Annotated in this window: 14 protein-coding genes, 1 tRNA gene and 1 pseudogene; 11 read left to right on the top strand and 5 right to left on the bottom strand. The window is 72.3% G+C overall.

Going from position 1 to position 11,384, the window contains the following annotated elements; translation table 11 throughout:
- Window positions 1–315 (bottom strand): annotated as a pseudogene (locus C1I97_RS39305) (hypothetical protein); the annotation flags it as partial.
- A gap of 29 nt (window positions 316–344) precedes the next feature.
- Window positions 345–650 carry a hypothetical protein gene (locus C1I97_RS21140; protein WP_258382667.1) on the bottom strand — a complete coding sequence of 102 codons (306 nt, stop codon included), beginning with the start codon at window positions 648–650 and terminating at the stop codon, window positions 345–347.
- A 127-nt stretch (window positions 651–777) separates the two neighbouring features.
- On the opposite strand from C1I97_RS21140, the gene C1I97_RS21135 reads away from it, so the two are divergent.
- Window positions 778–1,674, top strand: coding sequence for a DUF72 domain-containing protein (locus C1I97_RS21135; protein ID WP_111004788.1), 897 nt, complete (start codon window positions 778–780; stop codon window positions 1,672–1,674).
- On the opposite strand, the gene C1I97_RS21130 is transcribed toward C1I97_RS21135, so the two are convergent.
- The gene (locus tag C1I97_RS21130) at window positions 1,671–3,593 is read right to left on the bottom strand and encodes a copper resistance CopC/CopD family protein (RefSeq protein WP_181446828.1); all 1,923 of its coding nucleotides are present in this window, start codon (window positions 3,591–3,593) and stop codon (window positions 1,671–1,673) included. The genes C1I97_RS21135 and C1I97_RS21130 overlap by 4 nt on opposite strands.
- 133 nt (window positions 3,594–3,726) lie before the next feature.
- On the opposite strand from C1I97_RS21130, the gene C1I97_RS21125 reads away from it, so the two are divergent.
- The gene (locus C1I97_RS21125) at window positions 3,727–4,323 is read left to right on the top strand and encodes an HhH-GPD-type base excision DNA repair protein (protein ID WP_111004787.1); all 597 of its coding nucleotides are present in this window, start codon (window positions 3,727–3,729) and stop codon (window positions 4,321–4,323) included.
- Between the two features lie 94 nt (window positions 4,324–4,417).
- Window positions 4,418–5,107: an HdeD family acid-resistance protein gene (locus C1I97_RS21120; protein WP_111004786.1), complete on the top strand. Its 690-nt coding sequence runs from the start codon at window positions 4,418–4,420 to the stop codon at window positions 5,105–5,107.
- Between the two features lie 16 nt (window positions 5,108–5,123).
- Here C1I97_RS21120 and C1I97_RS21115 read toward each other — a convergent pair whose 3' ends face one another.
- Window positions 5,124–6,728: a helicase HerA-like domain-containing protein gene (locus C1I97_RS21115; protein WP_111004785.1), complete on the bottom strand. Its 1,605-nt coding sequence runs from the start codon at window positions 6,726–6,728 to the stop codon at window positions 5,124–5,126.
- A 104-nt stretch (window positions 6,729–6,832) separates the two neighbouring features.
- Between C1I97_RS21115 and C1I97_RS21110 the strand changes: the two genes are divergently transcribed.
- A complete protein-coding gene (locus C1I97_RS21110) occupies window positions 6,833–7,129 on the top strand; it encodes a type II toxin-antitoxin system VapB family antitoxin (protein ID WP_004943146.1) in 297 nt (98 codons plus the stop codon).
- A gap of 132 nt (window positions 7,130–7,261) precedes the next feature.
- Window positions 7,262–7,891, top strand: a complete 630-nt coding sequence (locus C1I97_RS21105; RefSeq protein WP_111004784.1) for a LytR C-terminal domain-containing protein — start codon at window positions 7,262–7,264, stop codon at window positions 7,889–7,891.
- Window positions 7,892–8,007: 116 nt separating this feature from the next.
- Here the strand turns inward: C1I97_RS21105 and upp are convergent, their stop codons facing one another.
- Window positions 8,008–8,643, bottom strand: a complete 636-nt coding sequence (upp, locus tag C1I97_RS21100; RefSeq protein WP_111004783.1) for a uracil phosphoribosyltransferase — start codon at window positions 8,641–8,643, stop codon at window positions 8,008–8,010.
- A gap of 153 nt (window positions 8,644–8,796) precedes the next feature.
- On the opposite strand from upp, the gene C1I97_RS21095 reads away from it, so the two are divergent.
- From C1I97_RS21095 to C1I97_RS21075, 6 genes are all read left to right on the top strand, one after another.
- A complete protein-coding gene (locus tag C1I97_RS21095) occupies window positions 8,797–9,009 on the top strand; it encodes a hypothetical protein (RefSeq protein ID WP_111004782.1) in 213 nt (70 codons plus the stop codon).
- 315 nt (window positions 9,010–9,324) lie between these two features.
- Window positions 9,325–9,858, top strand: a complete 534-nt coding sequence (locus C1I97_RS21090) for a tRNA adenosine deaminase-associated protein (protein ID WP_111004781.1) — start codon at window positions 9,325–9,327, stop codon at window positions 9,856–9,858.
- Window positions 9,859–9,941: 83 nt separating this feature from the next.
- Window positions 9,942–10,373 (top strand): tRNA adenosine(34) deaminase TadA, encoded by a 432-nt coding sequence (tadA, locus tag C1I97_RS21085; RefSeq protein ID WP_258382668.1) that lies wholly within the window; start codon window positions 9,942–9,944, stop codon window positions 10,371–10,373.
- 87 nt (window positions 10,374–10,460) lie between these two features.
- Window positions 10,461–10,545: transfer RNA gene (locus C1I97_RS21080), tRNA-Ser, on the top strand.
- A 36-nt stretch (window positions 10,546–10,581) separates the two neighbouring features.
- On the top strand, window positions 10,582–10,860 hold the full coding sequence (locus C1I97_RS39300; RefSeq protein ID WP_146608252.1) for a hypothetical protein: 279 nt from the start codon (window positions 10,582–10,584) through the stop codon (window positions 10,858–10,860).
- On the top strand, window positions 10,860–11,153 hold the full coding sequence (locus tag C1I97_RS21075; RefSeq protein WP_111004779.1) for a Dabb family protein: 294 nt from the start codon (window positions 10,860–10,862) through the stop codon (window positions 11,151–11,153). The genes C1I97_RS39300 and C1I97_RS21075 overlap by 1 nt, the downstream gene beginning before the upstream one ends.
- Window positions 11,154–11,384 lie beyond the last annotated feature (231 nt).

The raw sequence follows: 11,384 nt of genomic DNA, 5'->3' as shown, positions 1-11,384 counted from the left end.
GCCCCCACCGTCCGGGGCGGGCTCGGCGGGGACCGGTGCCTCGCCCCGGACGGTGGGGGCGGTCGGCCCGTACTCCTGCCGGTGCTCCTGCATCGCGTCCTGGAGCATGAAGGCCAGTTCCTCGGCGGGGTCCCAGGCCTCGTCCGGCGGCACCAGGGGGGACGAGAAGAACTCCGTCGGAGCCCGGTGGCGGCCCGTGCCGGCCTCCTGGTACCCGTCCGGGCGGCGCGAGTGACCGGAGAAGCCCGGGTGACCCGAATAGCCCCAGGGGTCCTGATCACCTGAATAATCAGTCGAACGGCCGGTGGAATTCACCGAACGGCGGTCAATACGTTCGTCATACATCACGCAGTCGACTGTTCCGCTCCCGAGAAAGCGGACCGGGCACCCGAACCGACCCAGCGGCGGGCGAGGTCGGCTTCCAGTGTGCTCATCGCATCCAGGAAATCCCGCAGCAGGGGCTCGGTCACCTTCAGCGCGACCGGGCGATCGCCTCTGGTCAGGGTGCCATTGACGGCGGCCGAAGAGTGCACCGGGGCGGGAAGGTAGGTATAGGGACCCAGCGGCACCGCCTGTGCGGCGGCGCTCGTGTTCTCCCGCTCCCGCCCCGTGAGCAGACCCCAGTGCCCTTCCCTGGTTGTCTTGGTCATATCCCGACTAACGCCGCCCACCTTTCCCCGGATGCGCGGCAAACGGGTGAAGGAATTCGACCGTTCGGGGCTGTGTTGCCGTCGGCTCGCACGGTGACGTTGCGCTGGTCGGGGGTAACCGCCCGCCATGGGCGAGATCCTGGTCGGTACGTGTTCGTGGACGGACCCGGCGCTGGTGCGCAGCGGCTGGTATCCGGCGGGGTCACGCGGTGCCGAGGGCCGGCTGCGGTACTACGCCACGCGGTTCCCGGTCGTCGAGGTCGACTCCAGTTACTACGCCCTTCCCAGTGAGCGCAACAGCCGGCTCTGGGTCGAGCGGACCCCGGAGGACTTCGTCTTCGACGTGAAGGCGTTCTCGCTGCTCACCGGGCACCCGACCCGGCCTGCCGCGCTGCCCGGGGAGTTGCGCGGCACGCCGTACGACCCCCGCGACGCGAAGTTCCTCGACGCCGTGTGGGCGCGGTTCGCCGAGGGGATCGGGCCGTTGCGGCGCGGCGGACGGCTGGGCTCCGTGCTGTTCCAGTTCCCGCCGTGGTTCCGGCCGGGCGCGCGGGCCGAGGCGTTCCTGGCTCAGTGCGCCGAGCGGACCGCGAGCTGGCCCGTCGCGGTGGAGTTCCGGCACCCCGCGTGGTGGCGGGAGGAACAGGCGGACGCGAGCGCCGCGCTGCTGCGCCGGTACGGCTTCACCGCCGTCGGCGTCGACATGGTGCGGACGCTGCCCTCCTCCGTCCCACCGGTCACACCCGTCACCTCACCGCGGCTGTCCGTCGTGCGCTTCCACGGGCGCAGCCCCGCATGGGGGACCGGCAGCAAGGAGGAACGGTTCCGGTACGAGTACGCCGGCCACGAGCTCGAGGAGTGGGTGCCGCGGCTGCGCTCCCTCGCCGGGAGCGTCGAGCGGCTCCACGTACTGTTCAACAACTGCTGCGGCGACGCGGCGGTCCGGGCCGCCGAGCGGATGCGCTCGCTGCTCGACGGCCGGTCTTCCGCGTCCCGCGCTCCACGCCCCGCGTCCGCCGACTAGCGCAGGATCCGGATCTTCCGCTCCGCGCTCGCCTGGTCGATCTCCGACACCCGCACCGTCGCCTTCATCGTCCAGTCGCCGGCGATCGGGAGGTTGAGGGTGTCGGTGCCCCAGTAGCCGCCCCTTTTGATGAGCTTCGCGTCGATCGGGCCGATCTTCCGTGCGGGCAGGGACAGGGACAGGCGCAGCTCGGGAACGCTGCTCAGGCCGCCGTCGGGGCCGTAGACCACGGCCTCCACCGCGTTCTGGCCGACGCGGCCCGGCACCAGCGTGACCTGTACCGTGCCGCGGCCGCCCGGGGTGCCGACGTCGAACGGGATCATCGTGAGGGAGGCGCCCGGCGCCCCCGCCACGGGCGTGGCCTCGTCCGCCGTGGCGACCACGCGGCCCGGGAGGGTGCTGACCAGCATCGTGGTGACGACCAGCACCGCGATGCCCACGGCGACCTCGGCCAGGACCGAGCGGCGCAGGGCACGACGGCAGGCGTCGGACGCCGACGAGGGCGCGGCTTCCTCCGCCTCGGCTTCCTCCGTCCCGGCTTCCTCCGTCCCGGCTTCCTCCGCCTCGGCTTCGATCGCCTCGGGAAGCCGCGTCCCGCCCGCCGGTTCCGGGATCGCCGGTTCCGGGATCCGCTCGCGTGCCACCGCCCGCGGCTTCCCGGCCCGTACGGCGGCCTCCCCGTCCACCGTCACCAGCCGCGCCGTCCAGCGCCGCGAGAGGCTCGCCCCGGCCAGCATCAGCACCACCGCCGCCACCTTGACCAGCAGCAGCCGGCCGTACGCGGTGCCGGTGAGCGTGCTCCAGGAGCCGAGGCCGCGCCAGGACTGGTAGACCCCGGTGACCACGAGGGCGGTGACGGCGCCGGAGGCGATCCGGGAGAAGCGGGCCACGGCCGCCGTCAGCGCGGGGCCGTCGCCGTCCGGGGCCTCCGTTCGGGGCTCGCCCTCCGTCACGCGCTGCAGGATCGTGAGGAGGGCCGTCAGCCCGCCCAGCCAGACCCCCATCGCCAGCACGTGCAGCACCGAGGACGTCATCGCCACCGGGACCTGGATGCCGGCCGAGGCGTGCTCGGACGCCGCCAGGGTCAGCGCCAGGGCGAGGGCGAGGGCGGCGCCCGCCGCCGGGGTCGCGCGCGCGGGCTCCTGGCCCGGCCGGCGCCGGAAGAGCCGTACGAGGAGGACGGCCACCGGCGCGAGCAGGGCCAGGCGGGCCATCAGGACCAGGCCGGGGCGGCTGCTCAGGGTGCGGGAGACGGCCGTGAGGTCGAAGGCCGACGCCGGGCCGGTTCCGGTCTCGTAGGGAGCCCGCAGCACCAGCAGGACGAGGGTGGACGCCAGCGCCGCCCACCAGCTCGCGACCAGCGGCCCGCGCAGCGGGCGGGGGTCCGGCGGACGGCACAGCAGGATGAAGGCGACCATGCCGATGAGCAGGGCGGCGGCGCCGTAGGCGGTGTAGCGGCCGAGGTCGTAGAGGCTGCCGGTCACGGGGTGCTGGTCGGGCCCCGTGTCGATCGCGGGTGGCGTCGGGGAGGGCTTCCCCACGGAGAAGGTGAAGGCGCCGGAGACCGGGTGGCTGTCCGCCGAGATCACCCGCCACGCCACGGTGAAGGTGCCCTCGCCCAGCCCGTCCGGAAACGTCACCCGGGCCGTGTCCGACCGGTCCGTCGCGTGCCGCGGCTGCCCCGTCTTCACCCGCCGGCCCTCGGGGTCGAACAGGCGGAAGGAGTCGTCGAGCAGGGCGACGGACTCGGAGTAGGTCAGCGTGATCGTGCGGGGCGCCGACTTCAGGACGGTTCCGTCGGCGGGGTCGGCCCCGCGCAGGTCCGCGTGGGCGAAGGCGGGACCGGCTCCGCCGAGCAGGAGGAGGGCCAGTACGGCGCCGAGCAGCGTCAGCACCCGAAGTGGTCGCCGTACGGTCACGTCACTTCTCCGTCTTGGAACTTGCCGGCTTCCGGAGAGGTACGGAAGAGGACGGCCCTTTGTTCACCGGGATCGCAAAAACCCCGCCCGGCCGCACCGTGCGCCGCGCGCCGCGGTGGGTGACCATCGGGGGATGGACGTCACTCTGCACCTCGCCCAGGACCCCGAGGCCGACGCGCTTCTCGGCCGCAGTCCGCTCGCCGTGCTGGTCGGGATGGTGCTGGACCGGCGGATCCCGACGGAGTGGGCGTTCAAGGGACCGGAGACGATCGCCCGGCGCATGGGCACCGACGACCTGGACGCGCACGAGATCGTGGCCTTCGAGCCGGAGACCTTCGTCCGGCTCCTGTCGGACAAGCCGGTCGTGCACCGCCACCCGGGGCCCATGGCCAAACTGATCCAGCAGCTGTGCCACCACCTCGTCGAGCACTACGGCGGTGACCCCGAGGCGATCTGGCGGAACGTCGGCAGCGGGCAGGAACTGCTGCGACGGCTGGAGGAGCTGCCCGGGTTCGACCGGCGGAAGGCGCAGGTCCTCCTCGCGCTGCTCGGCAAGCAGCTCGGTGTGCGGCCTGCCGGGTGGCGGGAGGCGGCGGGGGCGTACGGCGAGGAGAAGTCCTTCCGGTCCGTCGCCGACATCACGGGGCCCGAGTCACTGGCGAGGGTGCGGGCGTACGAGCAGGAGACGCAGACGGCTGCCGGGGCGGCCGGGACCGAGCCCCGCGAGTGACCCGCGGCCCTTTCCCCGTCGGCTTCCCCGTCGGCGTCAGCCGAGTGGCCGGTCCCCGGTGGCGGCACGCGCGCGTGCGTTCCCAGCATGGACCATGACCGAGCCACCGAGCGCGGGCCCCCAGGAGCCCGGGTACGACGACCGCCGCGTCCACGCCGCGCGTGACCCACGACACGCGGGAACGACACCGCCACCGCACCGCGAACCGCCGGAAGAACCGCTGGAAGGACCGCTGCGCCTCATCTCCCGCGCCGCCTGGCAGGCCGTCCTCGCCGCCGGCGTGGCCACCCTGGTCCTGGGCATCCTGGTGCTGCTCTGGCCGGGCCCCTCCCTGCTCGCCGCCGGGATCCTCTTCGGCGTCTACCTCCTGGTCAGCGGCGTACTCCAGCTGGTCTCCGCCTTCGGCACCCACGCGACGACCTCGCTGCGCGTGCTGGCCTTCGTCAGCGGCGCCCTGTCGATCCTGCTGGGTCTGTTCTGCTTCCGCGGCGCCCTGCAGTCGATCCTGCTGCTCGCGCTGTGGATCGGCATCGGCTGGCTGATCCGCGGCATCACACAGACGATCGCCGCCGTCCACCACCGCGACGCGCCCGCGCGCGGCTGGCAGATCTTCCTCGGCATCCTCACCTTCGCCGCCGGGATCGTCCTGATCGTCTCGCCGCTGCGGTCGGTCGCCGTCCTCACCCTGGTCGCCGGCTGGTGGCTGGTGGTGGTCGGCGTCATCGAGATCGTCACCGCGTTCCGCGTCCGCGGGCACGCCGAACGCATCCCGAGCACCGTGTGACCACGGGCGGGGCCGCTCACCGCCTCCTGCGGGTCGTGCCGAAGAGGGACCGGGTGATCTCACGGCCGAGCTGGGTGCCCACGGACCGGGCCAGGGACTTGAACACGCCGCTGCTGACGACCTGTTCGACGACCGACGGCTCCTCGCCCGCACGCTGCCGGCCGCGGGGCGCCCGGGCGCCCTTCGGCTCCGCGGCCGCCGTCTCCCCGGCCCGGGCGGCCCGCGCCTCGGTGAGTTTCTCGTACGCCGACTCGCGGTCCACAGCCTGTGCATAACGGTCGTACAGGGAGGACCTCTGCACCGCACGGTCCAGGGCCGCCCCGTCGACCGGGCCCATCAGGGACTCGGGCGCCCGCAGCCGGGTCGCCGCGACCGGGGTCGGTGCTCCCCTCTCGCTCAGCACCGTCACCACCGCCTCGCCGGTGCCGAGGCCGGTGAGGACCTCCTCCAGGTCGTAGGCGGAGTCGGGGAAGGTCCGCACCGTGGCCTTCAGGGCCTTCTGGTCGTCGGGGGTGAAGGCGCGCAGCGCGTGCTGGACCCGGTTGCCCAACTGGCCCAGTACGTCGGCGGGCACGTCCTTCGGGGACTGGGTGACGAAGAAGACGCCGACCCCTTTCGAGCGAATGAGCCGCACGGTCTGCGTGATCGACTCCAGGAACGCCCTGGACGCGTCGCTGAACAGCAGATGCGCCTCGTCGAAGAAGAACACCAGCTTCGGCCGGTCCGCGTCGCCGACCTCCGGCAGGTCGTGGAAGAGGTCGGCGAGCAGCCACATCAGGAAGGTGGAGAAGAGCTGCGGCTTGTCCTGGACGGCGGGCAGTTCGAGGACGGAGACGACCCCGCGGCCGTCGCCGGCCGTGCGCAGGAACTCGCCGGTGTCGAACTCCGGTTCGCCGAAGAAGTCCGCCATGCCCTGCGCCTCGAGGGCGGTGAGGGACCGCAGGATCACCCCGGCGGTGGCGGCCGAGAGGCCGCCGATGTCCCTCAGCTCCTGCTTGCCCTCGTCGGAGGTCAGGAAGGCGACGACCGCCCTGAGGTCCTTGAGGTCGATCAGCTCCAGGCCCTTGGTGTCGGCGTAGTGGAAGACCAGGCCGAGGGACTGCTCCTGCGTCTGGTTGAGCCGGAGCACCTTGGACAGCAGCAGCGGGCCGAAGCTGGTGACGGTCGCCCGCAGCGGAACGCCGTGGCCCATGCCGCCCAGGGCGTAGAACTCGGCGGGGAAACCGGCCGGCGTCCACCGCTGGTGCACCTCGGCGGCCCGGGACCGGACACGGTCGTCCGCCGCGCCCGGCTCCGAGATCCCGGACAGGTCCCCCTTGACGTCCGCGAGGAAGACCGGCACGCCCTGCGCCGAGAGCTGCTCGGCGATCAGCTGCAGCGTCTTGGTCTTGCCGGTGCCGGTGGCGCCCGCGACCAGACCGTGGCGGTTCAGCATCGGCAGGGGGATGCGGATCCGCGCGTCGGGCAGGCAGTGCCCGTCCCAGATCAGGGCGCCCAGGTCCAGGGCGGGTCCGGCGAAGGCGTATCCGGAGGCGATCCCCAGGGCCTTCCGCGGGAGCGCCGGGGCGCTCCCCGGAGCCTCGCGGGCGGCGGCTCCGGGCACGGTCTCGCTGTCACTCATCTCAGGCCCCTGTTCCCGAATCGCCCGGTTTGCTGCGGCATTTCCAGCGTCGCACTCCGGTGGCCGGGCTGCGCCCGGAAGCTCTCGGCCGGTAGGCTTTCCGTGTGATCTTCAAGCGCATCGGAAACGGCCGGCCGTACCCCGACCACGGCCGGGAGAGCACCCGGCAGTGGGCGGACGTCGCGCCGCGCCCGGTCCGCCTCGATCAGCTCGTGACCACCAAGCAGCAGCTCGACCTGGAGACCCTGCTCGCGGAGGACTCGACGTTCTACGGCGACCTCTTCGCGCACGTCGTGAAGTGGCAGGGCGACCTGTATCTGGAGGACGGCCTCCACCGCGCGGTGCGGGCGGCGCTCCAGCAGCGCCAGGTGCTGCACGCACGCGTGCTCGAGCTGGACTGAGCCGTCCGGGTCGCCGTTCGGTAACGGCTTGGACCTTTTGGGTTCTCCTGCGCGGTATCGAATGATCATCTGGTAGGAATCACCGCTCGTGCGCACTACGCTGCGCCCATGAGCATGCTGACTCCCCCCGGCATGGGCGGGAAGTACCGGATCACGGGGAACACGTACCCGCGGATGCGCAGGCCCCGGCGGCGCGGCAGGCTCGTGTTCCTCGCCGTCGCCTCCGTCGCGGTGCTCGGTGTGTTCGGCTGGGGCACGCTGCAGCTCATCGACGTCTTCACCGGCGGCGGCGAGAGGGCCTCGGCGGCCGGCACCAAGAAGGACTGCTCGACGAAGGCGGCGCCCACGGCGAGTCCGTCGGCGGCGAGCCCGGCCCGTGCGCTGCCCGAGCCGGGTCAGATCACCGTCAACGTCCTCAACGCCACGCCCCGCAGCGGCCTGGCCAAGCAGACCGCGGACGAGCTGAAGAAGCGCGGCTTCCGCATCGGCCAGGTGGGCAACGCGACCAAGGAGTTCGACAAGAAGGTCGGGGGCGCCGGGATCCTCCTCGGCCGGACCTCCTCGATGAACACCTCGCTGCCCGTCCTCGCCACCCAGCTCGCCGGCGCCGAGAGCCGTGCCGACGCCCGCAAGGGCGCGGAGGTCGACCTGATCATCGGCACCGGCTTCAAGGGGCTGACCCAGCAGGCGGCCGCCGAGAAGGCCCTGGCCGACCTGAACGCCCCGCGGCCGGCGGCCGACACGACGAAGAAGAGCTGCTGAGCGGCCGTACGGCTGCGTACAGAAGGCGCTCGGTCCCCTTGCGAAAAGGGCGGACCGAGCGCCGTACCACTTCGCTGCCCGCGCAGGCGGGCAGGCCCTGCGGCGCCGGGCGGGCCCTAGTCCGCCGCCCCGTACATCCGGTCGCCCGCGTCTCCCAGGCCCGGGACGATGTAGCCCTGCTCGTCGAGGCGTTCGTCGACCGACGCCGTCACGACGGTCACCGGGGTGCCCGCCAGGTCGCGTTCCATGACGGCGACGCCCTCGGGGGCGGCCAGGAGCACCACCGCGGTCACGTCGTCGGCGCCGCGTTTGATCAGCTCCTGTATCGCCGCGACCAGGGTGCCGCCGGTGGCGAGCATCGGGTCGAGGACGTAGACCTGGCGGCCGGAGAGGTCCTCCGGCATGCGCGTGGCGTACGTCGAGGCCTGCAGCGTCTCCTCGTTGCGGATCATGCCGAGGAAGCCCACCTCGGCGGTCGGCAGCAGCCGGACCATGCCGTCCAGCATGCCGAGCCCGGCCCGCAGGATCGGCACCACCAGGGGCCGCGGGCGGGCGAGCTTGACGCCGGTGGTCCGGGCGACCGGCGTGTCGATGTCGACCTGCTCGGTGCGCACGTCCCGCGTCGCCTCGTAGGCGAGCAGGGTGACCAGTTCGTCGGCGAGCCGGCGGAAGGTCGCGGAGTCGGTGCGCCGGTCGCGCAGCGTGGTGAGCTTGTGGGCGACCAGGGGGTGGTCGACGACGTGGAGACGCATGTGCCAACAGTAACCGGGCCCCGGATCCGCCCGCCCCCTGCCGTCGCCGCTCCGGTGCCCCTCCCCCTCGGCCGCTTCCCGCCACCGTGCGCCGTTGTGGCATCAAGCCCCTGCCCGAGGGAAAGTGGGAGGGACGGACTGGAGTGTGAACCAATGCCTGACCGGGAATCCCGCAAGAATCCGTCACCGCACGCACAGCCGGAGAAGACGGACATACCTGAGACCGACAGCGAGCGCCGGCGCCGACGAGCCCTCTTCCTGCGCGAACTCGCCGAGGCACGTGCCCTGCGCGACCGTGTCCAGCCCCGCCGCGCCAAGACCGCCCGGCTGCGGCGCGCCCTGCGCATGCGCACGTTCCGCTGGTAGGCGGGACACGCGCAAAGGTCACGCGAAGGACACGCGGGAAGAGCGACACCCGCGCGGACGCCCGGGCGGTGGACGTGCGTGGACGCCGGGGGAAACCCGCGTACGATCCGGGTGCGGCGGCAACGACTGTGCTGATGAGTCCTTCACCGACGTACCGACGAAACCGCCGGACACAGGGAGGCGAAGACGTCCCCTGAAGGCATTGTTTCTGCCACGATTCCGAGTGGGCGGGGCTCGGAGCCCAGCTCTCTCCGCCCAGAACCTCCGCCGGGGGGACCCCCGACCGGCACACCTATGACCAGTGGGAGAGTCACGGTGTACTTCGCCGCACTGCTCGCGCGCACCGAAGACGGGTGGGAAGCGAGCGACACAGAGCTCGACGACGTGGAGACGCTGTCCGACCTGGCCGACCTGGCCCGGGAAGCCTCGGCCGACGACGACACGGTGCTCGTCCTGATCGAGCAGGAGGACGCGTGGTTCGGCGTCGTCCGCGTGGACGGCGAGGACGACCCTCGTATCTACGTCTCCGACGCCGCCGCCGCTGCCCGCAGTTCGTACGGCGAGATCCTGCTCACCGACGAACTGCTCGGCCGGGAACCCGGCGACGACGGCCCCGACCTGGACTCCCTCGACCTCGACGGCACGGAGGACGGTGAACCGGCGTCCGCCGAGGACGACGAGGAGCCGTCGTCCGCCGAAACCATCACGCACAGCCCGCTGGGCGACGGCGAGATCCTCGACGACCTGGGCGTCAGCGCGAAGGAGCTGCGCACCCTGGACGCGGAGGACGCGCTGAGCGCGATCGCCGACGCCCTGGGCGCCTCGGAGGTCCTGGAGACCGTCCGCTGACCGGGCCGGGCGCGCCGGGCACGAGCAGGACGCCGGAGGCGGCCGGGATCCCGGACCCGGTGCGCGACCGCTGGCGGGCCGCGATGCGGCTCGCCCTGGACGAGGCCGGGCAGGCCGTCCGGGGCGGGGACGTCCCCGTCGGCGCCGTCGTGCTGTCCGGCGACGGTACGACCGTGCTCGGCGCCGGCCACAACGAGCGCGAGGCCACCGGCGACCCGACCGCCCACGCGGAGGTCCTCGCCATCCGGCGGGCCGCCGCGAGGACCGGGCAGTGGCGGCTGTCCGGCTGCACACTGGTGGTCACGCTGGAGCCGTGCACGATGTGCGCCGGCGCGATCGTCCTGTCCCGCGTGGACCGGGTGGTCTACGGCGCCCGCGACGAGAAGGCGGGCGCCGCCGGCTCCCTGTGGGACGTCGTACGGGACCGGCGGCTCAACCACCGGCCCGAGGTGATCGAGGGCGTCCTCGCCGACGAGTGCGCCGCGCTGCTCACCGACTTCTTCCGCGGCCGCTGAACCCCGGGGCCCGTCCGGTCGTCCGCTCGTCCGGCCGGCCAAAAACGGATTTCGGTCCACGGCCGCCTGTGCTGTAAGGTCTCCCTCGGTAGCGTGTCCGAGCGGCCGAAGGAGCTCGCCTCGAAAGCGAGTGTGGCGCAAGTCACCGAGGGTTCAAATCCCTCCGCTACCGCTCGAGAAGGGCCCCGTCCACAGGACGGGGCCCTTCGTGCGATCATCTACAGCGCTCGGCCCGGTACGGATCTTCGGCAAGGCAGGCCCGCGCCAGGGCAGCCGACGACTGGGCAACCAGCGACAGGGGGAGACCGCGATGGCGATGAACGCCAAGAAGATCGTCGTCTATGTGCTCGTGGCCTTCGCGCTGTACGTGATCATCACCGACCCGGACGGGGCGACGGACTACGTCCGGATAGGGTTCGAGGGCATCTCGGACGCCGCCAAGGCCATCGGCGACTTCATGACGTGGGTCGCCAGCAGGGGAGAGTGATGATCCGCCACCTGGTCCTCTTCAAGCTGGACGAGGGCGTCGAGCGCGACGACCCGCGCGTCGTGGCGGGCGCGGAGGCCTTCCGCTCCCTCGGCGGCCAGATCGACGAGCTGCGCTTCTGGGAGTGCGGCTGGAACGTCAGCGACCGGCCCATCGCCTACGACTTCGCGATCAACTCGGCGGTCGAGGACACCGACGCCCTGCGCCGGTACCTGGAGCACCCGGCCCACCAGGCGGGCGTCGCCCAGTGGCGGGAATTCGCCACGTGGGTGATCGCCGACTACGAGTTCTGACGGCCACGGATTCCTCAGCCGTACGGCCGTACGGCCGCACGGTCGGTCCCGCACCGGAATGGGGCGGGACCTTTCCGCGTCTTGCGCGCCATTTCGCCCCTCAACACGTCAGTATGTGGTGCTTGAACCCTATGCAGATGTCTTGTGATGCTATGACCGCTTTTGCTGGATGAGTTGATCGACGAAGAGGTGGCGTTGACCGTGTCGGCCAGGACTGCGCCGCCCCCGGAG

Origin of the sequence: Streptomyces sp. NTH33 (assembly GCF_003236365.1) — a bacterium.
In the GTDB taxonomy this organism is placed as follows: domain Bacteria; phylum Actinomycetota; class Actinomycetes; order Streptomycetales; family Streptomycetaceae; genus Streptomyces.
This window is presented reverse-complemented; position numbering and strand designations above follow the sequence as displayed.